At 72.1% G+C, this 24,040-nt stretch carries 20 protein-coding genes; 12 read left to right on the top strand and 8 right to left on the bottom strand.

Annotated elements, in window-relative coordinates; genetic code table 11:
• Positions 1-278: 278 nt before the first annotated feature.
• Positions 279-2,375 carry an HsdM family class I SAM-dependent methyltransferase gene (locus GVV04_RS03880; protein WP_161684442.1) on the bottom strand — a complete coding sequence of 699 codons (2,097 nt, stop codon included), beginning with the start codon at positions 2,373-2,375 and terminating at the stop codon, positions 279-281.
• Between the two features lie 2 nt (positions 2,376-2,377).
• Here GVV04_RS03880 and GVV04_RS03875 point away from each other — a divergent pair, with 2 nt between their 5' ends.
• Both GVV04_RS03875 and GVV04_RS03870 read left to right on the top strand, forming a co-directional pair.
• Positions 2,378-2,641 (top strand): hypothetical protein, encoded by a 264-nt coding sequence (locus GVV04_RS03875; RefSeq protein WP_161684440.1) that lies wholly within the window; start codon positions 2,378-2,380, stop codon positions 2,639-2,641.
• Positions 2,642-2,684: 43 nt separating this feature from the next.
• On the top strand, positions 2,685-3,392 hold the full coding sequence (locus tag GVV04_RS03870; RefSeq protein ID WP_235965562.1) for a hypothetical protein: 708 nt from the start codon (positions 2,685-2,687) through the stop codon (positions 3,390-3,392).
• A 10-nt stretch (positions 3,393-3,402) separates the two neighbouring features.
• Here GVV04_RS03870 and GVV04_RS03865 read toward each other — a convergent pair whose 3' ends face one another.
• Both GVV04_RS03865 and GVV04_RS03860 read right to left on the bottom strand, forming a co-directional pair.
• On the bottom strand, positions 3,403-4,311 hold the full coding sequence (locus GVV04_RS03865; RefSeq protein WP_235965561.1) for a serine/threonine-protein kinase: 909 nt from the start codon (positions 4,309-4,311) through the stop codon (positions 3,403-3,405).
• A 261-nt stretch (positions 4,312-4,572) separates the two neighbouring features.
• Positions 4,573-5,877, bottom strand: coding sequence for a M64 family metallopeptidase (locus GVV04_RS03860; RefSeq protein ID WP_161684436.1), 1,305 nt, complete (start codon positions 5,875-5,877; stop codon positions 4,573-4,575).
• Positions 5,878-6,115: 238 nt separating this feature from the next.
• Between GVV04_RS03860 and GVV04_RS03855 the strand changes: the two genes are divergently transcribed.
• Positions 6,116-6,595 carry a sigma factor gene (locus GVV04_RS03855; RefSeq protein WP_161684434.1) on the top strand — a complete coding sequence of 160 codons (480 nt, stop codon included), beginning with the start codon at positions 6,116-6,118 and terminating at the stop codon, positions 6,593-6,595.
• Between the two features lie 88 nt (positions 6,596-6,683).
• The gene (locus GVV04_RS03850; RefSeq protein ID WP_161684432.1) at positions 6,684-6,938 is read left to right on the top strand and encodes a hypothetical protein; all 255 of its coding nucleotides are present in this window, start codon (positions 6,684-6,686) and stop codon (positions 6,936-6,938) included.
• Positions 6,939-7,100: 162 nt separating this feature from the next.
• Here GVV04_RS03850 and GVV04_RS34290 read toward each other — a convergent pair whose 3' ends face one another.
• Positions 7,101-8,531, bottom strand: coding sequence for a helix-turn-helix transcriptional regulator (locus tag GVV04_RS34290; protein WP_161684430.1), 1,431 nt, complete (start codon positions 8,529-8,531; stop codon positions 7,101-7,103).
• A 137-nt stretch (positions 8,532-8,668) separates the two neighbouring features.
• Between GVV04_RS34290 and GVV04_RS03840 the strand changes: the two genes are divergently transcribed.
• From GVV04_RS03840 to GVV04_RS03825, 4 genes are all read left to right on the top strand, one after another.
• Positions 8,669-8,839: a putative ATP-grasp target RiPP gene (locus GVV04_RS03840; protein WP_161684428.1), complete on the top strand. Its 171-nt coding sequence runs from the start codon at positions 8,669-8,671 to the stop codon at positions 8,837-8,839.
• Between the two features lie 67 nt (positions 8,840-8,906).
• Complete coding sequence (locus GVV04_RS03835) at positions 8,907-9,932, top strand: ATP-grasp domain-containing protein (protein WP_161684426.1); 1,026 nt, start codon at positions 8,907-8,909, stop codon at positions 9,930-9,932.
• On the top strand, positions 9,929-10,921 hold the full coding sequence (locus GVV04_RS03830) for a TIGR04500 family putative peptide maturation system protein (protein ID WP_161684424.1): 993 nt from the start codon (positions 9,929-9,931) through the stop codon (positions 10,919-10,921). The genes GVV04_RS03835 and GVV04_RS03830 overlap by 4 nt, the downstream gene beginning before the upstream one ends.
• Positions 10,918-13,179: a peptidase domain-containing ABC transporter gene (locus GVV04_RS03825; RefSeq protein WP_161684422.1), complete on the top strand. Its 2,262-nt coding sequence runs from the start codon at positions 10,918-10,920 to the stop codon at positions 13,177-13,179. The genes GVV04_RS03830 and GVV04_RS03825 overlap by 4 nt, the downstream gene beginning before the upstream one ends.
• A gap of 76 nt (positions 13,180-13,255) precedes the next feature.
• On the opposite strand, the gene GVV04_RS03820 is transcribed toward GVV04_RS03825, so the two are convergent.
• The 3 genes from GVV04_RS03820 to GVV04_RS03810 all read right to left on the bottom strand — a co-directional run bounded on the left by GVV04_RS03820 (position 13,256) and on the right by GVV04_RS03810 (position 17,104).
• On the bottom strand, positions 13,256-14,437 hold the full coding sequence (locus GVV04_RS03820; RefSeq protein WP_161684420.1) for a hypothetical protein: 1,182 nt from the start codon (positions 14,435-14,437) through the stop codon (positions 13,256-13,258).
• Positions 14,434-14,961 carry a SigE family RNA polymerase sigma factor gene (locus GVV04_RS03815; protein ID WP_328822187.1) on the bottom strand — a complete coding sequence of 176 codons (528 nt, stop codon included), beginning with the start codon at positions 14,959-14,961 and terminating at the stop codon, positions 14,434-14,436. Before GVV04_RS03815 ends, GVV04_RS03820 begins: the two co-directional genes overlap by 4 nt.
• 1,246 nt (positions 14,962-16,207) lie before the next feature.
• Positions 16,208-17,104: a hypothetical protein gene (locus GVV04_RS03810; protein ID WP_161684419.1), complete on the bottom strand. Its 897-nt coding sequence runs from the start codon at positions 17,102-17,104 to the stop codon at positions 16,208-16,210.
• 78 nt (positions 17,105-17,182) lie between these two features.
• On the opposite strand from GVV04_RS03810, the gene GVV04_RS03805 reads away from it, so the two are divergent.
• Together GVV04_RS03805 and GVV04_RS03800 are read left to right on the top strand one after the other, a co-directional pair.
• The gene (locus GVV04_RS03805; RefSeq protein ID WP_161684417.1) at positions 17,183-17,506 is read left to right on the top strand and encodes a MerR family transcriptional regulator; all 324 of its coding nucleotides are present in this window, start codon (positions 17,183-17,185) and stop codon (positions 17,504-17,506) included.
• A gap of 38 nt (positions 17,507-17,544) precedes the next feature.
• Entirely contained in the window at positions 17,545-18,249 is a 705-nt protein-coding gene (locus tag GVV04_RS03800; protein ID WP_161684415.1) for a hypothetical protein, read from the top strand.
• A gap of 83 nt (positions 18,250-18,332) precedes the next feature.
• On the opposite strand, the gene GVV04_RS03795 is transcribed toward GVV04_RS03800, so the two are convergent.
• Positions 18,333-20,837 carry an Hsp70 family protein gene (locus GVV04_RS03795; protein WP_161684413.1) on the bottom strand — a complete coding sequence of 835 codons (2,505 nt, stop codon included), beginning with the start codon at positions 20,835-20,837 and terminating at the stop codon, positions 18,333-18,335.
• A 133-nt stretch (positions 20,838-20,970) separates the two neighbouring features.
• Here GVV04_RS03795 and GVV04_RS03790 point away from each other — a divergent pair, with 133 nt between their 5' ends.
• On the top strand, positions 20,971-21,636 hold the full coding sequence (locus GVV04_RS03790; protein ID WP_161684412.1) for a response regulator: 666 nt from the start codon (positions 20,971-20,973) through the stop codon (positions 21,634-21,636).
• A gap of 4 nt (positions 21,637-21,640) precedes the next feature.
• A complete protein-coding gene (locus tag GVV04_RS03785; protein ID WP_161684410.1) occupies positions 21,641-24,028 on the top strand; it encodes a hypothetical protein in 2,388 nt (795 codons plus the stop codon).
• The last annotated feature ends 12 nt before the right edge of the window (positions 24,029-24,040 follow it).

Raw genomic sequence — 24,040 nt, 5'->3', positions numbered from 1 at the left:
TCCTCTCGGTGGTGGGAACGGCCGACCCGGCTGCGGCGGCAACGTAGGCGCGAAGCGCGGCAACCGGCGCGGTCGCCACCCGGGTCTCAGGGCCGGACGGCTGGTGGTCGCGTCCGGCTGACGCCTGGCGGGTCGACTGCCGACGTCCACAGTGTTCCCGATGTCTCGTTACCGCGCCACCCTCCGGAGGCGCCCGTGTGCGGGCTGTGTGCACTGACCCGCGGGCATCGAATCCGACGCCGCCGAGGTGACGCCGGCTCGCCCTCGAAAGGGTCCGATCAGGACGGGAGGCCGAGGGCGCCCGCGGTTAGGCCGTCGCCGATCTCGCGGGCCAGCACGGCCCCGCTCGCCGCCGCCCGGTCCAGTCCGGTGCGAAACTCGACGAGCCGGCAGAAGGCATGTCCGTACGCTTGCTGCTGGTCCAGCGGCAGCACGGGGATGGCGAGTCGCCTGATGTCGATGCGCAGGGCACCGCTGCCGGTGCTGGAGGCTCGGCCGGCGACACGCAGGTTGTCTGTGCGGGAGATGACACCGGCGACGAACCACGGATCGAAACGGGCCGGGTCGACGCGTAGCAGCTGGACGCCGATTCCCAGTTCGGCTCCGACCTGCTCCGAGGTGGCCACCCGGGCGCTGATCTTGCGACCGATGACCGGGATGAGGATGTCGCCGGCTTGTACTCGCGGCCCGGGGTCGTCGTCGGGGGCGCGGGCCGCGGAGCCGGTTGCCGGGGCGCCGGCCAGGATGTCGGCGGCGGTCAGCACCAGGCCGCTGGCGAGGGCGTGGGCTGATCGGCTACGGGAAACCGCGCGCTGTACGGACATGCTGCCCGACCGGATCAGGTCGGCGATGTCAGCCTGGGGGGCTGCCCGTAGCGCTGCTGTCTGTGCCTGTCGTACTGCCGGCAGGCTGCGTCGTACCTGGTCGAGGAGTTGATCGAAGTCGCCGATCCTGGCGATGATCTGTGCCGGGCTGGCGGCGAGTTCGTCGGCTTGTGGCAGGTAGCGCTGCGGTGTCAGGTCGACCTGATCATCGAGCACCTCGACTGCGGGTACGGCGCGGTGGACGCCGGGCACGTCGGTGTAGTGACCGGACAGGTAGGCGCGCCACGCGGTTCCGGCGATGTCGGCGATGGTCCGGCCGGCCGATGCGGTAGTGGTATCGACCAGGAGCAGGTCTCCGGCGTGTGGCTGGTGTGGGTCGGGCAGTGTGAGCACCCAGACGTGCAGCCCGATGCCGGTCGGTGGTATCAGGCCGGCGGGGAGGGCGACGACCGCGCGCAGCGCTCCGTGGCGGACCAGTTCGGCGCGGACGCGGCGGCCGGCCGGACGCGACGCGGCAGCCGGGGGCATGAGCACAACGGCGGTGCCGCCGGGGGAGAGGTGGGCCAAGGCGTGCTGCACCCAGGCGAGTTCGGGCTCGGTGCGCGGGGGTAGGCCGTAGACCCAGCGGGGGTCGTAGGCGAGGCGATCGTGACCCCAGTCGTGAATGCCGAACGGGAAGTTCGCCACGACGACGTCGGCCCGCAGATCGGGCGTGGCATCGGCGAGCAGACTGTCGCCGACGTGTACGACGGGCGGCTCCGCCGCGTGCCCGGCGCGTCGGGCACGCAGGTGCACGAACCAGAGCCGCAGCAGCGTGATCAGGGCGTACTGCGGCTTGATCTCCTGTGCGTAGCACCGGGTGACTGCGGCACCCCGTAGTGCCCGGTCGGCGGCCATCCGCAGGATCGACCCGGTGCCGCTGGTGAAGTCGAACGTGCGGGCTCCGGAGCCGGCGAGGGTCAGCAGCACTTCGGCGACGCTGTCCGGCGTGCCGGCGAGGCCGGACAGCGAGTGGGCCGAGGCGACGTACTGGCTGTGCAGGTATTCGAAGGCGGCTTCGGGGCCCCGTTCCCGGCTGAGTTGGTCGACCGCGCCCAGCAGGCTGGTGAGCTGCGGCGTCCATTGCTTCGGCAGCACGTCGTCGACCAGTTCGGCCAGGTCGGGGTCGATGGTGCGCAGGTGGGTGAGGAGCCCTCGTGGAGTGGGCGGGCTGTCGGCCGGGGCCTCGGCCCGATCGGAGCGGGTGAGAAGGTAGGCGCCGGCGATGCTGAGCGCGTCACTGATCTGCGCAGCGGGCTGGTAGCTCTCGATGTGTCGCCAGGCCCACTGCTCAGCGCCGGCCTCGTGCAGCCGGCCGTGGCGACGGAGCCAGCTCTCCACCTCGCGTGCGCCGAAGGACGGGCTTGTCGCCGTGCCGCCGACGGGTGTCGGGAAGTCGGCGTAGCGGCGCCGCCAGTTGCTCACCGCGGCCCTGCCGACGTTGGCCAGCCGCGCGATGCCGCTGGCGGTCAGAGTGGCGTCGCTGGGGGCCGTGCTCGGCTCTTGGATCACGCGTGAACGCTACCACGCCGAAATCTATTGTGCATCGTGTTCACAGGCGACAGCTTGTCGATGGTTCGATTCACACCTCATCCCTGGAGGACCCCATGCCGCGTCGTGGGCACAGCACGATCATCGGAAAGATCGCGAAGCTGCACCAGAACCGTCGAGCGTCCGAGATCCGCGTGCTCGGCGAGACGCTGCGCCGCGAGCAGCAGACGACGCCCAGCCACGGCCCCGAGGCACGCGGCATGCCAGAGGGCGTGGCCGCCCGCTGACCGGACTCTCATCCCGACAACCGAAGGAGGACCATGAACACCCTTGCTCGCACCCGCGCTGCCCACTACCCCGTCCCCGACCTTTCCGCCGGTCACGTACGTGCACGACGGTGCGCGGCGGTATGGCGCGGGCTCCACGGGCACCACCTCTCCCGAGGCGTACGAGCGAGTGCGCCTTGACCCCGTCGTCGGCGCTGCCATCGCGGACGCATACATGGCCGCGCCGCACCGGGACGAGCGGGCCCATGCCGCGTACGCCGCGTTCTGTCGCGAGACCGTGCAGCAGTACCACTTCCTGGTGGGCCGAGCCGAGTTCGGTGGCCTCGGCGTGACCGTGCGGATCGTCGACGAGGACCCGTACGCGGAGGTCGGGTCCATGGTCGACGACGTGCGGCGACGTCGGCTGAAGGTGTGGGCCAGCGCAGCCAATGGCAACCCGCACCCGTACCTCAGCGACGGCGAGAACGACATGTTCCGTGCGGTCCACGACGTGTTCGGGCATGCGGCGAGCGGCCGTGGCTTCGACCGGCACGGCGAGGAGGCGGCGTGGTTGAAACACAGCGCCATGTACTCGCCGCTGGCCCGGCGCGCCTTGACGACCGAGACGCGCGGGCAGAACTGTGCCCTGATCTTCCACTATCGCGGTGCCCGCTTTCCCGAGCAGAAGGCGGCGCTCTTACCCCGGTGGTTCAGCGATCCGCGCCTGGCTCGTGTCGAACGGACTGCCGCGGGGCGGGTCGATCCTTGCTGAGTCGCTCGGTTCACTCGGGGGGCGCTGTCACCAGGAGGTGCGACTGTTGTGGGATTCGCCCGACGATCGCGGCGTACGCCCGCACGGCCCCGGCGGGATCGTCAAGCACCCCCGGGATCGGTGCCAGGTCCTGGGCGAGCGGAGCCAGGACGGCGTAGACCTCGGCGGCAGTGGCTGGCCGGTCCTGCGGGCGGATCGCCATCAGCGCGTGGACCAGGTCATCGAGCACAGCCGGGGTCTCCGGCCGCACATGGGTAGGGCGCGGAGGGGGGCCGTCCAACTGGTGCCGCAAGGTGGTCATGGTGGTGACATCGCCGAACGGCGGATGGGCGGTGAGCAGATCGAAGAGCGTGGCCCCCAGGCCGTACAAATCGGTGTGATGGTCGATGGGGCCACCGAGGATCTGTTCGGGCGCCATGTAGCCCACCGTGCCGAGGGTCTGTCCGGACTGTGTGATCCGCGAGTAGCGGTCGTCATCAGGCATGTCAGCCAGACCGAAGTCGAGCACCTTCACCGCGCCGCACCTGTCCAGCATGACGTTGCTCGGCTTGATGTCCCGGTGCACCAGGCCGATCTGGCGGGCGGCGAGCAGGACGCAGCTGATCTGTGCCCCGATGGCGGCCACCCAGCCGATCGGGAGTGGGCCCTGCTCGGCCACCAGGTCGGAGAGAGAGATCCCGTCGATCTTCTGGAGGACGGCGTAGGGGCGGCCGTCATGCTCACCGAGGTCGTAGATGGCGGGCACGCCGGGGTGATCGAGCCGGGCGGTCAGCAGTGCCTCACGTCGGAATCGTCGCACCAGGTCGACGTTCAGCATGGCGGCGTCGACGAACTTCACGATGACAGGTCGGTCGAGCAGGGTGTCCTGCGCTGTCCAAACCTCGCCCATGCCCTTGTGTGCCAGCGGGAACCGACTCAACCTGTACCGGCCCCTGAGGACCGTGCCCACTACCACGAGGCTCAGCATAACGGCCCGCCGTCCCAGCCTCGGACACCCGCCCGGCCGGGCGCGGGACGGTCCGGTCTCATGTCGACGCGGAACCCGGCATGAAGGTGATCTGTGGGAGGACCACCTTCATGCCGGGATCCGCGTCTTCTCGGTGCAGCCCAACGGATTCGGCGTGTCGCCGCACCGAAGCGCGGCTGGCTACCCGGCGTAGCTCGTCGTTACGCGGAGTGGCTAGTGGTGCTTGTCCTGGATCGTCCAGGTGATCGTCGAGGTCAGGGCGCCGTCGCGGTAGGCGGGGTTACGCACGAACTGGGTGGAGTCGAAGACCTGCACGGTGTAGGTGCAGGTGCCCTTGACCCGCAGGTCCCTGCGACCGCACCACGGCTGCGCCGGGTGCGGCTCGGGCTTCTTGCCGGCGACCTTGACCGAGGTTCGGCCGGCCCACTCCGTGATCTCGTGGCCGTTGATCAACCAGCGCGTGGACACGGTCGGGATGGGCACCGGGGTGACCGACAGCGTGGCCGGTTCCCTCACCGGGGCGTTGCTGCGGGTGGCGCTGTCGACCAGGCCGGTCATCTCGTAGAACTTCCGGGTCATCTCCTCGCGGCCGACCAGGTTGAACGGCTTGAGCAGGGAACGCATCAGGGAGTTGTCGCTGGGCCGGTAGATGCCGAGGTTGTGGTAATAGGCGCCTTCGAACGTGTCGATGATGCCGCCGTCCGGGGTGTTCTCACCGGCCCAATACCACCACTTCGTCCGCTGCGCGGCCTGCTGCTCGGCGTTGTGGATGGAGACGTTGGCGAACAACGGCTCCTCGTCGGTGTAGACGCTGCCGTCGTTGGGATAGGCCCAGTACGGGTACTCGTCGGCCAGGTCGCCGAGGGAGTGGCCGAGCTCGTGCGGCAGGATCTCCGCACCGGACTGGTGCCCGCCGGAGAAGGTGACGAGGTTTTCCTCGATGTAGCCGGCGCCGCCGTACTTCGGGCTGTTGATGACAACGGCGATCTGGTCGAACGCGGGAGCCAGCGCGGCATAGGACTCGGCCACCGGAATGTCGAGACAGATCAGGCGTTCCAGGCCCTCGCAGTAGTAGGTGCTGTCGAGCGCGGTGTCCCTCAGTACGCCCTTGGTGGGGTCGTTGTCGGATCCGGACTCGTGGGAGACGACGTTGACCTGCCAGACGTTGAAGAGCTTGCGGTACGTCTTGAACGGCTCACGCTGGGCCAGGATGTTCCAGCTGTAGGCCACCTCGGTGGCGTACAGCGCCTGCTCGGCCTCGGTGAAGCCGTCACCGAGGTAGACCAGGTCGATGCGCTTGTCGCTGGGGCCGTTGACCTCGATCGGCGTTACGGTGGCGGCCGGCGTGGCCAGGCTCCGCCGGGTGCCCGCCCCGGTCGGCGCCGCCACATAGCCCTGCGGGCCGTACTCGTTGAAGACCTCCACCTTGCTCTTGCTCGGGGTCTGCGCGTTGGCGGGGGTAACGGAGAGGCCGGTCGCGGCCAGCACGGCGACGATGAACACGGGGAATCTGCGCACTGAATCCTCCATCTGGGGAAGTGCGCAGATCGTCTCGTCCATGGGTCACGGTCTGGTCACGTGCGCGTGGCCAGTTTGGGCAAAACACCAGGCGGGCCCATTCCTACAGGTCAACAGGTTGGGCGAAACACGGAGATCAGGACACTTCCGGGGCCAGTTCCCGTCGGCGGTCAACCTTTTCCGCCGGCTCAGGGTCATCTTCTCGGCAAAGATGCCCACGTAGGGCTGGAGGGTGCATGTGACGGATGATGGCTTCCGCGAGTTCGTCGAACTCCGGTATGCGGATCTACTGCGGACCGCATACCTGCTGACGGGTTCACGGCACGCGGCCGAAGATCTGGTGCAGAACGCGCTGATGCAGGCGATGCGCCGGTGGCGGCAGGTGGACGAACCGATGGCATACGTCCGCCGGATCATGGTGAACGAGCGGGTCAGCCTGTGGCACCGGTTCGGTTCCCGGGAGTTCCTGGCCGGCGTGACCGGTGCCTGGCGGCTGCATGCCGACCGGGGCCGGAGCCGGGACGTGGCGGACGACGTCGTCGTACGCGCAGAGGTGCGCGACGCCCTGCGCGGACTGCCGGCCCGACGGGCTCGCCGGGCCGGTGCCCCAGGTGATCTGGAGCGGACGGTTGCCCGACTGGGTACCCGGCGCGCCCGCGGCCGTGCTGGTGAGTTCCTGCTCCACTGCCGGCGGCTGCGCCGCCCTGCTCACGGCTGATGCGGATCCGTCGCGGCAACCAGAGTCCGCGCCACCGGTTGATTTCTGGACCGTCGTCACGGGGCGGCCTGACCTGGTAGCCGTCAAGATGCCAGGCGAGACGCGTGGCGTGCTGGTCGTCGGGCCGGAGTCGGCGGTCCGCGCCGAGTTGCTCGACGGCAAGGGGCGGACGATCGCCAGCGGCCGACTGGAAGCCGGTGTGGGCGCGATCCGCGTCGATCCCCGCCAGGTCACCAGAGTCAGGATCCTCGACAGGGACGGCCGGGTCCTGCGGACCGAAGCCACGCCGAGCCTCAGCGCCGGCAGCGATCAGCTCGGTGAACCGACTGTCTGGGCCTGGTGACGACGGCACGTTGACCGCGTGCCCGGTCCGACCCTGCCGGGGACGGGCCGGGCACGCGGTCACCGACGTCGGAGCTGCTGTCGCCCGCCCGCTGGCGATGTCCTGGCGGGAGTCGCCAGCTCTCTCAGCGCTGCACGGCTCGGGTGGGGTCGCTGGGGCCGGTCAACCGGTTCGGGTCCGCCGGGTGGCAAGCTCGGTGCGGTTGCGGACCCCGACCTTGCGGAAGATGTTGCCGAGGTGGAACTCGATCGTCTTGACCGAGACGAACAGGCGCTGGGCCGCCTCCCGGTTGCTGAGCCCGTCGGCGATCGCGGCGGCGACCCGTGCCTCGGCGCCGGTCAGCGCCGGCTGGCCGATCCGGTTGGCGAACCCCGGCGCCGCGTCGAGAGTCGGCGGACCGTCGGCGCGGGTCGGGCCCACGGCGGGGGGAGTGGTGGCCGGCGGACCGTCGAGCAGCCGCAGGTCGGTCAGTACCAGCGAGAGCATGCCGGCGGCACCGGTTCGGGCGTACCCCGCGCACGCCTGTTCCAGCAGCCGGGCTGCCTCGCCCCGCCGGCCGGACCGGCCGTGGTGGGCGCCGAGCAGCCAGGCGATGCGGGCCGCCAGCAGCTGCTCGGCGGGCCGGGTCAGCTCATCGAGCGTGGCCGCCAGCGCGGCCGTGGTCGTCGGCGCGTCCGGGTCGAGGATCCAGGCCCGCCACGCCGGCAGCGCCGGCCCGCCCGGCCACGCGGGGAGTGGGTCGTCGACGGCGGCGAGCAGGCCGGCGGCCACCTCCGGCCGGCCGGCCAGGGCGTGGTGGGTGGCCAGCTCCCAGCGGTGCTCGTAGTGCAGGCCGGCGGTCACGCCGGCGTCGGTGGCGACCACGAGTTCGAGCAGCCCCGCCCATGAATCCAGGTCGCCACGGGCGAACGCCAGCGCGGCCGTGCACTCGGGGAGGTGGCGGGCGACCCAGGCCGACCCGACCCGCGCGGCCAGCTCCCGGGCCTGGTCGAGGTGGGTCGCCGCCAGGTCCAGGTCGCCGCGGAGCGCATCGCACTTGGCCAGCCACGACGTCGCCTCGGCCTGCACGTCGAGGCTGCCGGAGAGCGCGGCGAGCCGGGCCGCCTCCCGCAGCTCGGCCTGCCCCCGAACCAGGTTGCCGGCCCACGCGTCACCGACACCGACCATCGCGAGCATGCGCGCCCGGTCCGCCGGGGTGAGGTCGAGGGCGTCGACCAGCGGGGCGAAGCGCCGCGCCTCGTGCGGGCGCATCAGGGTCATCACGGCCGTCAGCGCGCACTCGACCAGAACCGGATCGTCCCCGAAGGCGTTCTCGTCGAAGATCCGTACGGCGGTGTCGAGGTGTTCCGGGCCGTCGGCGAGGCGGGCCCGGGTGGCCACGATCCCCACCAGCGTGCGGTAGATCAGCTCCGTCCGCGCCGAACGGCTCGCGTCGCGTGCTCCCCGCACGCGGGCCATGAGCGGGATCATCTGGTGACTGTCGGCGGTGCGGGACAGCGCGACGAACGCCTGGAACACCAGCCGCGCGGCCCGGTCCGGGTCGGCGCCGTCAGCCGCCGACAGGAAGCGCTCGGCCACGATTTCGGTAGACACCAGGAAAGCCTAAAACTGGGGTCCAAGCCCAGGGATCACCCTGGTGCCCGCCCGACGCCCGCCGGCCCACACTGCTTTCCACATATCCGGCCGGCCGACTGGCCGGTCGACGTACCGATGTGGATAGAGGTAGGACCATGAAGCGCAGGACCGTGCGGATCGACGCCATCCCCGCCGACGGGGTGGAACTGGCCGACGAGCAGCTCGCCCGGATGCTCGGCGGCCTCCCGCCGGCCGGAACCGGCTCGTCGAAGACCATCGACGACATCCCCGGCGGGGGACGGCCGGACACCGACGCCGACTTCTGATCAACTGCCGTCGACGGCCCGGCCGCACCGGTCCGTGCCGTCGACGGCGACCCGCCGGAGCGCGCACATGATTCTCATCCTTACCGCCCCCGACGACGTGCACGCCGACGCGGCCGAGGCCGAGCTGCGCAGGCGTGGCGCGGACTGGGTCCGCTTCGACCCGGCCGACGTGCCGTCCCGTGCGTCGCTGTCGATCGCCATCCGGGACGGGCGGCTGACCCGCATCCTCGGGTGGCACCCCGGCACCTGCGGGGCCGGCCCGGGCGGGAGCCACCGGGACGGGGCCGGCCGCCAGGTCGTCGATCTCGACGCGGTCACCGCCGTCTGGTTCCGCCGGCCCGGCGTACCGGTCGCGCCCGCCCACCTCGGCGAACCGTTTGCCAGGTTCGTGGTCGAGGAGAGCCGGCAGTTCGTCGGCGACGTCTGGGAGACCCTCGACGTGCCGGCCCTGCCCGCGCCCCGACCGGTGGTGCTGCGGGCGCAACAGAAGGTCCGCCAGCTCCAGCTCGCCCTGCGCCTCGGCTTCGACGTGCCGGCGACCGTGGTCGGCAACGATCCGGACGTCGTGCTCGACCTGTTCGGCCGCACCGGCGGTCAGCTGATCGCCAAGCAGGTCGGCCTCTCCAGCATCGGTGACGAGCTGATGCGTTTCACGGAGCCGGTCAGCCATCGCGACATCGGGCACGTCGAGGGCGTACGGCACTGCCCGTTCATCGCGCAGGCCCGGGTGCCCAAGAAGGTCGAGCTGCGGGTCACCGTCGTCGGTGACCGGGTGTTCACCGCGGCCATCGACTCGCAGCGGTCCAACCACGCCCGCTACGACTGGCGTCGGCAGGACGACCGGAACACGCCGATGAGCACGTACGACCTGCCCGACGACGTCGCGGCGCGCTGCGTGGCGCTGACCCGCCTGCTCGGCCTGCGCTACGGCGCCCTCGACCTGATCGTCACCCCCGACGGCCGGTACGTGTACATCGAGATCAACCCCACTGGCCAGTACCTGTGGGTCGAGGAGGAGACCGGACTGCCCATCACGGCCGCCGTGGTCGACCTGCTCACCGACGCCGTGCCCACCCCCGGAGCTGCTTCATGACCACCCTGGACCCCGCCCTGCTCGACGCGGCTCTCGCGCTGGCGCGTGAGCTGACCACGGGGCGCGTCAGCCTGCGCGACGCCCGGGACCGGCTCGCGCCCCTGCGGGAGCGCTGGCCGCAGGCCGACGTCGCGGTCGCGCGTGACGAGGAGACCAGCGACGGATCGGTCTCCTTCGACGTGCTGCTCCGCGAGCCCGCCGGCACCGTCTCCGTCGCGTACAGCCCGGCGCCGGCGCTGCCGTGGCCGCTGCGCGGGGCGATCCGGCACTCCGACCACCACCTCGCCCGGGTCGGCACCCGGACGCTTCGGGTGGGGGAGGCCCTGACCGCGCTCGACTTCCTCTGGTACGACCACGACGTGCTCACCCGACTGGTCGACACCGCCCTGATCGCCACCGAGCTGGAACTCCACCCCGTCGAGATACCCGACGAGGAACTCCAGGCGGCGGCGGACGCGTACCGCCGGGCGAAGGGCCTGCTCGACCCGGCGTCGACCGCCCGGTGGCTCGCGGAGCGGGGCCTGTCCGCCGAGGACTTCGCCGACCTGGTAGCCGACACGGTGGCGGTCGGCCGGCTGCGCGAGCGCGTGGTGGGCGACCGGGTGACGGCCTGGTTCGCGCGGCACCGGTCCTCGTTCGACACCCTTGTCGTCGCCTGGACCGCCGAGGGCACGCTGCCCACCAGCCGGAAGGGGGCACTCGCGGCGGTGGCCACCGCCGTCGGCGACGGTCGGGCGGCCGGGGTGCTACGGACGATCGCCGCCTCGGCGGCACCCGAGGTACGCGACGCCACCGGGCCGGTGTCGACGGTGGTCGCCGGGGCGCCGGTGACGGCCGTGGTGGTGGCCCGGGAACCGGCCGCGCTGGACACCGCCACGCGAGCGCTGGTCGAGCGGGCCGTGTTCGACGAGTGGCTGGCCGACCGGCGGGCCGCCACCGACGTCGAGTGGTTCTGGCTGCCCCGTGACCGGACGGTGCCGACCAGGTGATCCGCCGGCGGCAGGTGCCGGTGGTCCTCCAGGTCACCGCCACCGACTGCGGCCCCAGCGCGCTCGCCATGCTGCTGGCCGCGTCGGGTCGGGCGGTGCCCGTGTCGCACCTGCGGGCCCGGCTCGACGTCGGCCGCGACGGGCTGAGCCTGCGTGACCTGAGGGACGCGGCGCAGGAGTTCGGGCTGCGTTGCCGGGCGATCGCGTTGCCGGCGCTGCGACAGGACGCGACCCGCCTGCGGGAGCTGGCGCTGCCCCTGGTGGCGCACTGGAACGGCGACCACTACGTGGTGGTGCACCGGATCGGCCGGCGCGGCATCGATGTCGTCGATCCGGCCGTCGGCCGTCGGCGGCTGTCGCCCGCGCAGTTCTCGGCCGGCACGACCGGGGTGGTGCTGCTGGCCGAGCCCGCCGGCCCGGCACCGCCGGCCACGCCGATGCCCGCACCGGTGCGGGAGCTGCTCGTGTCGGTGTTGCGCCGGCACAGAGGGCTGCTCGCGGTGCTGGCGGCGGCGTCCCTGCTGATCATCGTGGCGGGGCTGACCGTGCCGTGGGCGACGGCCGCCATCATCGACGCCGCCGCGCCCCCGCAGGCGTCGTGGCTCGCCGCCGCCGCCGCACTGGCGTTGGTGACCGGAACGCTGTCGCTGGTGCGCGGGCTGGCCGTGACGGCCCTGCAACGGCAGATCGGCACCCGGCTCAGCACCGACACGGCGAGTCGGCTGTTCGAGGTGGTCTACCGGTACTTCCACCGGCGGTCGGCCGGCGACCTGATCGACCGGGTCCGCGCGGCGGGCTCCGTGCGGGACCTGCTGGCGTCGTCGCTGGTGGCCACGGCGCTCGACGCGCTGCTGGCCGTCGGCTACCTGACCGTGGTGTCCGTGCTGGCGCCGGTGCTGGGCCTGGTGGCCGCCGGTGTCATCGCCGTGCAGGTCGTCACCGCGCTGTGGGTCGGCAGCCGATCCGGCGCCCTGCAACGGGAGGCGCTGCTCGCCTCCGGCGAGGAGTCGGCCCGGCTGGCCGACGCGTTGCAGGGCATGGCGGCGATCCGGGTCGCCGGGGCGCAGCGGCGGGTGCTGCGGCGGTGGCAGGAGTCGTTCCAGCGGGGGATCTCCGCGTCGCACCGGCTGGCCCGGCTCTCGGCGGTCTCGGACGCCGTCCTCGCCGCCTGGTCGGTTGCCAGCCCGGTACTCGTACTCCTGGTGGCGGCCCGGCGGGCCGACTCGCCGGGGCAGGCGGCCGGGCTGGCGGCGCTCGCGGTCTCCGCGATCAACCCGGCGGTGGCCCTGGCGCAGCGACTGCCGTCGTTCACGTTGCTGCCGCCCACGGTGGACCGGATGGCCGACATCGCGCAGGCGCCGGTCGAACAGCCCACACCGGGACGGCCCGCGCCCGTGCTGACCGGGCTGGTCAGCCTGACCGACGTGGGCTTCCGGTACGACCGGCGTTCCCCCTGGGCGCTGCGCGGGGTGACCGCCGTGTTCCGGCCGGGTACGAAGGTGGCGGTGGTCGGCGGCTCCGGCAGCGGCAAGAGCACCCTGGTCGGGTTGCTGACCGGGCTGTACGCGCCGACCGAGGGACAGATCCGCTTCGACGGTCTCGACCTGGCCACGCTGGACCTGTCCTCGGTGCGCCAGCAGATCGGGGTGGTGTTGCAGGAGACCTACGTCGGGGCGGGCACCCTGCGTGAGGCGCTGACCCTGTCCTGTCCCGACGCCTCCGACGCCGCGATCGCGCGAGCGATCCGCCTGGCCGCCTTGCACCACGACGTGGCGGCCATGCCGATGGGGCTGCAGACCCGGGTCGGCGACGGCGGGGCCGGCCTGTCCGGCGGGCAACGCCAGCGGGTCTCCCTCGCCCGGGCCCTGCTGGCCGATCCGGCGCTACTGATCCTGGACGAGGCGACGAGCGCGTTGGACACCGTGACCGAGGCCACGGTCGAGGCCGGATTGCGGGCGCTACCCATGACCCGGGTGGTCATCGCGCACCGGCTCTCCACGGTCGCCGACGCCGACCTGGTGCTGGTGTTCGACGGCGGCCGGATGGTGGAGTGGGGGCCACCCGCCGTCCTGCTGGCCGCCGGCGGCCCGTTCGCCCGGCTGGCGGGCGCGGTCGTCAGGCCGCCACCCGACTGCCCTGCGTACGGGGCGGCATGGGGCGGCGCGGCGGCGATCTCCCGGGGCATTCGCGGGAGAGGGGACATGGCTGAGGACGGGCGGGACCGAGGCCCTGGCCAGGATCTCGGGCCATCCTCCTGATCGACGTACCCGAGGTAGGGGGCGTGCTGGCCCGCCGGCGTCAGCCGACGGGCCAGCATCGTGCTCGTCGGTCGGTTCAGCCCTTCAGAGGGCTGGACCAGTCCGCCGGCTTGTCGACCAGCTTCAGGCCCTGGTACGTGGTCAGCACGCCGTTCGGGCCGAGCTGTCCGAGCAGTGAGTCGGCGGCGACCACGTTGACCACCACGCCTCCGCTCTTGCCGACCCGAACCGTCGCGGCGGGTCCGTCAAGGGGAAACCTGTACGCCGGCTGACCGTCGATGGTCGTGTTCGGTGCCGGGGCGAGCCTTTCCTTCTCGGTCTTGTCCTCTTCCTTCTTGTACGGAGAGACGCTGACGTCCAGCGTGTTCGTGAAGGGCTGCGCCGGGTCGATCGCCGTGCCCAGCGTGATGGAGGCGTACCAGGAGTGAGGAGTCCGTACGGAGTCGGAGATGTTGACGGTGACTGGCTTGAGACCGGTCGGCAACGAGGCTTTCTGGACGGGCAGTGGAACCTTCTCGCTGCTGTTCAGCCCGATCGAGCTTGCGATCCTGTGTGCGGTGGCCTTGACGTCCAGGCTCGGGTCGTTGCCCATGAAGCGGAGCTGGGCCCAGCCGTCGGGGGCGTACCGCCAGCGGAGAATCGTCTCCATCCCCTCGGCTCCGCTGTAGGCGATCCACGAGGCGGCGTTGTCGTTCACCGACTTGGCGGCGGCAGTGTCGAGTTCGGTGCCGCGACTACGGTCGTCACGCTGGGGCGCATCCGGGGTCACTCCCCGGGGGTAGAGGGTCACCGAGACGCGGCCCTTGTCGGAGTTGGCATCCCCGTCCTGCTTCGCCGACAGGTAGGCGACCGAGCCGGTCGAGCCAGGAACGAAGCCCGCCTGGTATTGCCGGTGGTCGTAGCCGTTGGGCAACCACCCGAACCTGAGGTACAACCCCATCGGGTCGATTGCGGCCGGGGCCTCGGGCAGGGTGGCCAACCCGGCCGACTGCGCAGCCAGCACCGTGTAGCTACCCACCGCGAGCATGTTCGCGTCACCGCTCTTGACGGGATCGTTCCCAAGCTGACCGGGTATGACGGCCACGCCGACGGCGAGTGCGGCAACCAGTACGGCGGCGCCGGCGGTAGGGCCGTACCAGCGCTGGCGGCGGCCGGTGCGCATCGCCCGGTTCACGTCCAGGAACTTCGAGCGGGGTGCCTCGACCCCCTCCATGTTGACGCGTATGAGACGTGCGATGTCGTTGTCCTCATCGATCATTGCTGGCTCCTTGGCACGCTGACGGGGGACGGAAGCAGGTGGCGCATCTTCTCGAGACCCTTGAGGGCCTGGCTCTTGACCGTGCCGGGCGAGCAGTTCAACGTCTTCGCCGTTTCCTCGACCGACAGGTCGTGGAGGTAGCGCAGCACCAGGACGGCGCGTTGCCGGGGTGCCACCTGCCGTAGCGCGGTCACCAGGTCCAGCCGGTCGGTGGGGTCCGCCCCGGTGGCCCCGGCCCGTTCTGGCAGCTCGGTGCCGAGCCGGACCCGGGCCCAGCCGAGCCGTTGCCCGTCGATGAACCGGCGCAACAGCATGGTGCGGACGAGCGCGTCGAGGCTGTCCGCCTTCCGCGCCCTGCTCCAATTGCGGTAGAGCTCGGTCAGCACCTGCTGCAGGACGTCGTCCCCCCGGTCCCAGTCACCGGCCATCAGGTACGCCACCCGACGCCAACGGTCCATCGTGGTGCGGACGTACGCGGTGTACTCCTCGTCGGCCGCTGCCTTGTCGCTTTTTCGGAACAGCACCCGCAGGTCATCCCTTCAGTCGGTACGCGTGGACGATCGTCTGCCGTACCGTGTTGCCGGCCGAGTCCACGGCGAACGCCCGAAGCGAGGCGAACCCACTACCAGCCGGGTGGTCCACGGTCGCGGTCCAGCTGGCGTTGCCCGTACACGGTCGCCGGTCAGCAACGTCACGGTCCGCTCGCCGGGAAGCGCACCCGCCGCCGGGCGGGGGGCCGACGGGGGGTCACCGGTCGGCTGGGGGGTGGCAGCGGCCGGTACGGCACCGGCCATTGTCAGGGACAGGGCTAGCGCGGGAACCGACCCGCGCCGAACTGTCCGTTTCCATCGCGTCATTCGTCTCTCCCTACCGAACCGATGGGGTGTTCGAGAGGGAGTCGATGTCGGGACCGGGCCGCGTTGCCCGGCGCGTCGATGATCTTTTACCGGACCGGACCGCGCGATTGGTTCGACGTACCGTGTGGGGCCTGTTCGCCGCTGCTCCTGAAGGTCGCTGCCGGCCGTCCGTTCGCCCAGTCATGTCGCACCCCGGTCACCCATCCGACCGGGTACGCCGGCGTCCAGTCCACGAACTGCCCGGCCGTCGCCCGTGGCTCCATCCGCACGAACCTGCCGGCGACACGCGCCCTGGCCTCGGCCTCGTCCAGGCCGACCCGCCACAGCTGCGGCTTGATCGATGAACTGCGGCGAAGACCCTGATCATGTTGTAGGCGCCAGCCGTTGGGGGTGGGCGGCTGAGGTGGGACAGGGGGCCCGCCGTCCGCGCGGCTGGGGTGCCGGGCGGGTAATGCCACCTCGCCCCTTTGCTCTGCTGCCGCCACCGCAACACCAGCACCTGCCGTGCAGCACCAGCGCCAGCGCCGCGCAGTCGCCTCGCGTCGGGTGGCGGCACGAGGGGTCGACAGAACCATCACGCTCCGTGAGCGTTGCGCCGGGGGCAGCAGTGCAAAGGGAGCGCTGCGGGGTTGCCCGCCGGTCGGCGACGTCAGCGTCGCGTTCCCGCCCCGCCCCGCCCCTGGGATGGGACTTCGTGATCGTTTGCTGATTTTGGGGGACTCGGCCGGCGTGTCGTCTCACAAATCAGCAGACGATCACGCCACGACAGGCTGCCGCGCTCTGTCAGGGGTGCGTTAGCGTGGGGCACGAGGACCTCCCGGGTGATGCGGAACCTTCGACAAGCTCCACCTCGCCGGAGGTCTCACCTCGTATCAAGCCGCCACGCCGTCAACAACGCTCATGGTCACTACACCTAGCGCGCTGTGCCGCCCGGTCGACCTGGACCGGTCCCGGAGCGCCGGTGACCGACGCGGGGGGCCTGAATCACCGGGGAGTTGCCGGCCGTCGGGCGGGAATTCCGCGCCGCGTCGGCCACCATCTCGTCGGGATCGCGGCCGAGGGCCTGCCGGATGTGCGGCGGGATGAACTCGGATGTTGCCATCGCCAGTCGGACCTGCACCGAACGGTCGTTGACCAGGTGTTCCAGATCCGCCTCGGTCAGTTCGACCGAGCGGACCAGCGCGGCGCGAACGTCGACCACGGGATCCTGGGCAAGCGCGCTGCGCTGCTCGGCGGTGGTTCGCGGATTTCGGGCGACCCCCTTGCGCACCCGTGCGGTGCGGTCGGCCATCAGGGCGGTGATCACGTCGGGGTCGTGGGTGTGGGTGGCGAGTCGTTCCCGTACCTCGGGTGAGACGTCGTCGATCAGCCTGGCGGCCAGCTCAGGCTCCAACTCCCGCGTCTCCGCGAGGAGACCACGAAGCTCCTTGTCGGATGCCTCGGACATCACCCGACGGATCGACTCGTCACAAGCCGGGTTGCCGGCGACCGCCCAACGGACCCATCGGTCGGCGTCCTTGACGAGACGCAGGAGATTGCCGACCGAGGTCGAAGGGTTTCTCGCGACGGCCTCCCGGACCTGACGATCAAAGTCCCGGGTCAGCGGTCGCAGTGCCTGCGCGGGTGCGTCAGCCCGGGCCGCGACCGCCTTGCGGACCACGGCCGACGGGTCGGACGCCAACTCGAAGAGGGTCATCTGTGGCGTTGCGGGGTCCTGCGCGAGGGCGAGCCGCGCGTCGGCGCTGTCACCGGTGGTGGTATCTGACCCGCTGTGACGATCGGGCCCGCCGACGTCCTGCTGCTTCCCCATGGGGGCAATCATGTCACGGGCTCACTGGGCAGCCACCACGGCTGGCAGTAACCGTCAGTAGCGCTCTGCGATCCCCGCGTGAGTCGCCGTATTCAGTCACGACTGAGTCCGAAGGCGTGGCGCCTCTACGACGGGCGGAAGCTTCTGACCCCGGCCCACATCGACGCCCGCACCGGCTACCGGTACTACGGTCCTGAGGAGCTTGACCGCGCCCGCCGCATCACGCTGCTCCGCGCGATCGGCATGCCTCTGGCGGACATCGCCGACGTGCTCGGCGTCTCCGGCCCACAGGCGGTCAGCAGAGAACGGCGCGTACGTCGGCGGGAAGCTCGTCCGGTCGCGCGAGGGCGCGCCGGGCGGGCTGAGGACGGGGTGACGGCTGCCCTGCGCGAGGGCCGGTAGCGGGTTAGCCTCCTGATGGAGATCACCAAGGAGTTGACATGCTGAGCCCGTCGTTCCGCCCCGCGTCTGTCCTTCGTGCCGCTGCCGCAACGATGCTGACCGTCGGCGTCGCCGCATCCACGCAGGCCTGCGCGACCTCGTCCCCCGAGGCCGGGAATTCCGCCGCCCCGCCGGCGACATCGGCACCCGCCGCCGACAGCGGCGCGACCCCGGCGACGCCCTCGCCCACCGGCTCAGGGCCGAAGGGCGGGTCGCAGGCGGGCGGCGCCGACCCGATCCTGCGGGGTGAACGGCAGGTCGTGTTGCGGCCGGTCGGGTCGTTCGAGTCGATCCTGGCTGTCGACGCCAAGGGCCGGCTGAACCTGACCGACGGCGAGACGGACAAGAGCCTGTTCGTGCTGCTGCCCGCCGGTGAAAACAGGTACCAGATCCGGACCGCGAAGGCACACGACGGCGGCGAGCCCGACTGCATGGGCCTGCGCGACAACGGCAGCGCCCCGGCGACGATCGTGGCGGCCGCCTGCGACTCCCGCCGCGCCGGTCAGCTGTTCACCATCGAGAAGACGCAGAAGAGGGATCAGGGCCGCCCGACGTACACCATCGGCGGCGAGGGCAAGGTCTACCTGCGCGCGGTCGACGGGCAGGGCCTGACTGCCCAACGGGTGGGCGAGGGCGACGCGGGCGAGGGCCTGACCTTCGACTTCGTCGACAACGGCGTCGCCCCCGCGGGCCCCGGCGACTGAGCCCCTGACCGGTCGTACGGCCCGGCCCGCCGTCGGCAGCGGACCCCGGCGAACCACGTCGAGCGCCGCCTACGGCATGCCGATCAGCGCCGGAACAGCATGTCGGCCGGCCAACTGTTGCCCGATGGGCACGGCCGGGTCCACAGCTTCTTGTCGGACGAGGCCAGGCTGATGCACCGACCGGTTTCCAGGTTGCGATAGGCGACCACCGTGCCGGACGGTGCCGGCCCGGTGGCCGGGCGCGGTTTGGCCACCCGCTGCCAGAGCTGGAAAGGGTTCGGGTTCGCGCACGGCAGGGTGTAGATGGTGCCGTCGTGGTTGCTGTCGAGGCAGAAGCCGGTCAGCTCGTCGAGCAGCCGGTACCAGCCTGGGCCTGGAGTGGGGTCCTTGGACAGCGGCGGCCCCTCACGCCACTTCTGGCTGGCCCCGCCGTAGCAGCTGCGGGCGAAGGCGTGTCCGCCCAGGGCTACGCCGTTCACCGCCATCGCCGGGTTGTCGTCGCTGTCCACACAGAGCCCGGTGGCCACGCTCCGGATCACGCTGGTGCTGCCAGGGGGGACCGCTTTGGACGGGGTCGGGCGCGGTTTGGCCGGGGTTGGCGCCTTCGGACTCGATTCGATCCGGCCGGGTGTGGACGGGGCTGGTGTGGGCGGGGCGCTCCTGGTGGGGGCCGGTCCGGTCGGGCTCACGCTGACCGAGGGGGCGGCGTCGGGCAGCGCGACGTTCGCGGCGGAGGAGCCGCTGGTGGTGTGGACGTCGAGATCCCGGATCGAATAGCCGTTGCCGCCGGCCCGGGCGGTGCCGTGCACGCGCAGGTACCGGCCGGTGCCGGACACGGTGAGGTTCTGCCTGCCGCCCTCGCCGGTCGTGGTGGAGTGGACGTTGGTCCAGTTCGTGCCGTCGGTCGACAGCTGGATCTGGAACGCCGTCGCGTGTGCGCTCTCCCACTGGATCGACACGCCGCACACGTCGACCTGGCCGCCCAGGTCGACCTGTAGCCACTGCGGATCGCCGGACGTGCTGCTGCTCCAGCGGCTGGTGGTGTCGCCGTCGACCGCGTTGGCCGCCGGGTAGCCGGCGCCCTCCGTCGACGAGGCGGTGGCCGGCCGGCCCAGAGCCACGTCGGCGGTGCCGCACTCGGGCGGGCCGCCGTTCCACAGGTCGGGCAGGGCCACGTACGACGCGGCCAGCATCGTGGCGACGAGCACCACGACCGCGGGCAGCAGGAGGTGCCGCGGCCTCGGCCGGCGCCGTACCGGAATGGTCGTGGTCGGTGTCTGTTCGGGCTCGGCGGACCCGTCTCCGGCGTCTCCCGGCGCATCGGACGGCAGCACCGGCGCGGCCGCCACGACGGGCGCGAGTACGGTCGACACCTCCGGGACGGCCTCGACCTCGGCGGCGCCTGTCTCGGGACGGTCCGACGGGAGCACGGCGGCGACGACGGTGCGCCGCTCGGGTCCGGGGGCGGTGGGAGTCGACCGCATTGCCAGGGCGTCCGCGCTGAGCATGGCGGCGCCCAGCGCCACCGCGTGCTTCGGATGGGTATTGATCAGGAGCGGCCGCCGGAGCGTGTCCCGCAGCACCTCGCTGACCCGCGGTATCTGCGACGAGCCGCCGACGAGGAGGACCGCGTTGAGGTCCTGCGGGGTGATGCCGGCGTTCGTCAGGGTCCGCCGGAACGCCTCGACCGTGGCGTCCAGGGACGGGTTGATCGTCTTCTCGAACGTGTCCCGGGTGATGGTCACGTGCCGGACGCCGTCGGGCAGGGGCACCGAGATCTCCGCCTGCAGGCGCGTGGACAGGGCTTCCTTCGCCATCACGCACTCGCGCTGCACGGCGGCCAGCAGCGCCGCGGTGCCGGGGTCGGCCGGATCGAGCTTGTTGATGGCGCCGCCCAGCTGGCGGTTGACATGATCCAGGATCGCCTGGTCGAAGTCGGCGCCACCGAGCCACTCGATGCCCTCCGGGGTGCCGACGATCTCGAGCCCGCCCCGGCCGTTGCGCACGACGGCGCTGTCGAACGTCCCCCCACCCAGGTCGTAGACGGCGAGCAGGCCGTCCGGGGGCAGGGGGTGGGTGGCGCAGTAGTAGGTGGCCGCGGCCACCGGCTCGGTGACCGTCCGGACCGTCGGATGGCCCGGCGACCCCTCCGTCTGTGGGCTGTTCGGTCGCGGCAGGCCCGCCAGGGGCGGGATGGCGGTGAACTGCTCCCGCCGGTACGGGCCCCACACAGCCGGGTGGGTCAGCACGATGTCGTCGGGTGGCCCGCCCCGGGCCCGGCTCACGGCGTCCAGAATGGAGCGAAGCAGGGCGGCCATCAGCGCGGTGGGGGAGTGCGGTGCGCCGGCGAGGATCACCGGGGTGGGGTCGCCGAGGCGCCGCTTGAACTCGCGCGCGACCCGGCTGGAATCCTGCAGACCGAGGCGGTCGGCCGCCTCACCGGTCAGCAGCTCGCCGTTCTCGTCGAGGTACGCGGCAGACGGGGTCACCATGGCCTGCCCGCCGAGCCGCACCATGTCCAGGGTCCCGGAGTGCGCCATCGCCGCAGCGGCGAAACTCGTGCCCAAGTCGACGCCGACCCCATACATCCAGTCCTCCTCGTCGCGACCGTCACGGCCATCCATAATCGACCGGGGCAAACAATCGGTCATGCCCAATAAGCACACTACGTCGGCGCATCGGCGGCCCGGGACCGCAGGCGCTGATATAGGGAGGCTGGCCATGGAGGTAGCGGTGGCCGACGACGGCGCACTGTTCCGGGAAGGGCTGCAACTGCTGCTGTCCGCCGCGGGCCACAAGGTCGTCGGCTGTGTGGGCGACGGCGACCAGCTCCTCGAACTGCTGGCCAGCACGCCGGTCGACGTGGCCGTCATGGACATCCGGATGCCGCCGGGCCTGGACGGCGGGTTGGACACCGCCCAACGGGTCCGTTCGCGGCACCCCGACGTGGGGTTGCTGCTGCTCTCCCAGCACGCCGAGGCCCACTACCTGTACCGGCTGCTGGAGATCGGGACCGAGCGGATCGGGTACCGCCTCAAGGACCAGGTGGCCGGGGTCGCCGTGCTCGCCGACACGCTCGTCCGCATCGCCGCCGGGGAACTCGTGATCGAGCCGGCCCTGGCGGTGAAGCTGGTGGACCGGCCGAGCCCTCAGGCCCGGGGGCCGTTGGCGAACCTCACGGACCGGGAGCGCGGGGTGCTGCGACTCATGGCGGAGGGACGGTCAAACGCGGGAATCGCGAAGGAGCTGTTTTTGTCGGTCAAATCGGTCGAGAAGCACATCGCCGGCATCTTCACCAAACTGAAGCTGTCCACGGAGCCCACGGCGCACCACCGGCGGGTCCTGGCCGTGCTGGCGTACCTGCGGTCGGACCGGACGGCAGGCTAGCGGCGTGCCTGGGACCACCGCTCCCGTGAACGGGCCGGCGCGTTCGCCCGGCCCGTTCACCGTCCTGGCCCGGCTGGCTTCGTCGGATGCGCTGCCCACCGGCGAGCGGGCGAACGACGGCTTGGGCGGGTACCGGCCGGCCCTGCGCAGGCTGCTGCGCGACCTCGGCCACGCCCACGGAGTGCGGTACGCGGCACTGTGGCTCCCGGTGGCCGACAATGCCGCCCGCCCGCAGTGGACCCCGGCCGTCGCCTGGCAGCACCGGCACCGGGGGCCGGGGCCGGCGTTACCGGACCGGGCCGACGACCCCGATCTGCTGCTGACCTCGGCCGGCGTCGCCGCGACGGTGGACGTGACCGACGGCGGAGCGCGGTGCGGCGTCCTGGTGCTGGCCCACCGGCAGCAGCCTGGGCCCCGGTCCGCGCCGGCGGCTCTGCTGGGCGAGACGGCGGTCTGCGTCGGGCTGCTGCTGCGCCTGGCCCGCAACCGCGCGGCGGGCGCCGCCGCGCGGAGCCGGGCCGAGGGGGCGGCCCGGCAGGCCGATGTCGTCCGGCTGGAGCTGTCCGCGGTGCAGGCCGTGGAGCGCGACCGGCTCGCCACGGCCGTGACCGTGACGCCGGAGCGGCAGCTGCGGGCGATCCTGACCCATGCCCGCGCCCTGGAGGGTGCGCTGACCGGCGGCTCACCCGAGGCCGAGACGATCGCCGCCACGATCCGCGCCGGCCTGCACGAGATGATCGAGGGGTTCCGGACCGTGGTCCGCGGGGTGTATCCGCAGGTCCTGCGCGGTGGCGGGGTCGCGGCGGCGTTGGCGGAGATCGCCGCGTCGCTGTCCGTGCCGGTGGGCTTCCACGGGGAACTCGGCCGACGCCAGAGCTGGGAGGTCGAGTCCACCTTGTACCAGGCGGCAGCCTCGGCGATGGCGGCGCTGAGCGCCTGTGGCGGCGACGAGCCACTGTCCGTCGAGCTGTCCCAGGACGGTGACGTGCTGACGATCCAGGTGCAGGGGGCCGAGGTCGAGCGGCCCCACGTCGCGGCGGTCCTGCGGGACGACTCCCGCCGCCTGGCCGCGCTCGGCGGGCGGCTCTCGGTCGATGAGGCACCGGGACGCGCGGCGACCGTGGTGGGCATCCGGCTGCCGCAACGGTTCGGCGGGGACTGGCCGGAGACGGCGCGCACCGCCGTGCCGGTGCCGGCCGGGCGAGCCGGGGCACCGGACGGCCTCCCAGGGGAGGACACCGCAGCCGGCGCTCCCGTGCGCCGCCTGCTCGGCCTGCTCGTGGATCGCCGGGAGGGGCCCTCGGACAGCGTGCCGGTGCGGGTCGCCCTCGGGCGGCAGGACCGCCGTGCCCGCGTGGTGGTGGTCGGGGCGGAGTCGGAGCAGTTGATGCGGGTGCTGTGCGGCCCTCCGGGGGACACCGGTTGGGCGCCGCCGGACGCGGCGGGCGGGGTCCCCATCTGTTACGGGTACGGGCCGCACCGGCGGATCACCCTGCGCCCGGTGCGCGGTGCGCCACCGTGGCGAGCGGTCCGGGCCCCCGACTGGTCCGGCGTCGGGTGGCCGGACGCGGCGGCCGGCCTCGACCGGATCCTGGTCGAGATCCCTGCGGACGCGCTGCGCGGCCTTCGCCTCGGGCACTGCCGCGACCGCGTCGACGTCGACCTCGCGGTGCGGCTGCGCCGCTGGTCGGACGGGGCGTACGGGCTGCCGGACGCGGTCCTGCTCGCGCTGGGTGGTCCGGCCAGCGCCGCGGAGTCGGAGTTCCTCACCGTGCTGCGGGCACCGGGCCGGGACGGGTTCTCCCCGGTGGTGATCTCTGCGATGCGCGAGGGCGCCGCCGCGAGTTCCGGATCGCGGCAGTGGCTGCGGACGATGAGTGACGAGGTCGTCGACTGGCATCCGGCAGCCGAGGGCGGTCGCGCCGTCGATGAGGCGTTGCGGACCCGGCTGCCGGCGGCGACCGGGGTGCTGGCCGCCCGATGGGCGCTGCGTGCCCTGGTGGCCTGCCACGCCGCCGGGCAGCTGAACGACGAGCTCGCGCACGCGGTGGACGCGGCCGTGGCGGGTGCCTACCAGGTGGCGGAGCTGGATCTGTTGCAGGCTTTGCAGGGCTGGCGGATCACGCTGCCGCGTGGGCACGACGACGCCCTGCGGCTGCTCGGTGCGCACGGGACGGACACCCGGTCCCGGGCCGGTCTGACCGGTGACGCCGACGCGGAGCAGGTGATCCGGGCGGCAGGTCAGGCGCTCGCGTTCTGGCGGGCCCAGTGCATCGCCCCCGATCGGTGCGCGGACATTCGCGCCGCGTGTGCGGTGCTGGTCCGCGCGTGCGAGCGGCTGGTCGTCGACGGCGGCCGACTACCGGCTGGCGACGCGCGTGTCTGCGGATAGCCGGACGGATCG

The sequence above is a fragment of the Micromonospora rubida genome, from assembly GCF_009908295.1.
Classification (GTDB): domain Bacteria; phylum Actinomycetota; class Actinomycetes; order Mycobacteriales; family Micromonosporaceae; genus Micromonospora; species Micromonospora rubida.
Note: the sequence above shows the minus strand (reverse complement) of the source record. Positions and strands in the feature narration are given on the sequence as shown.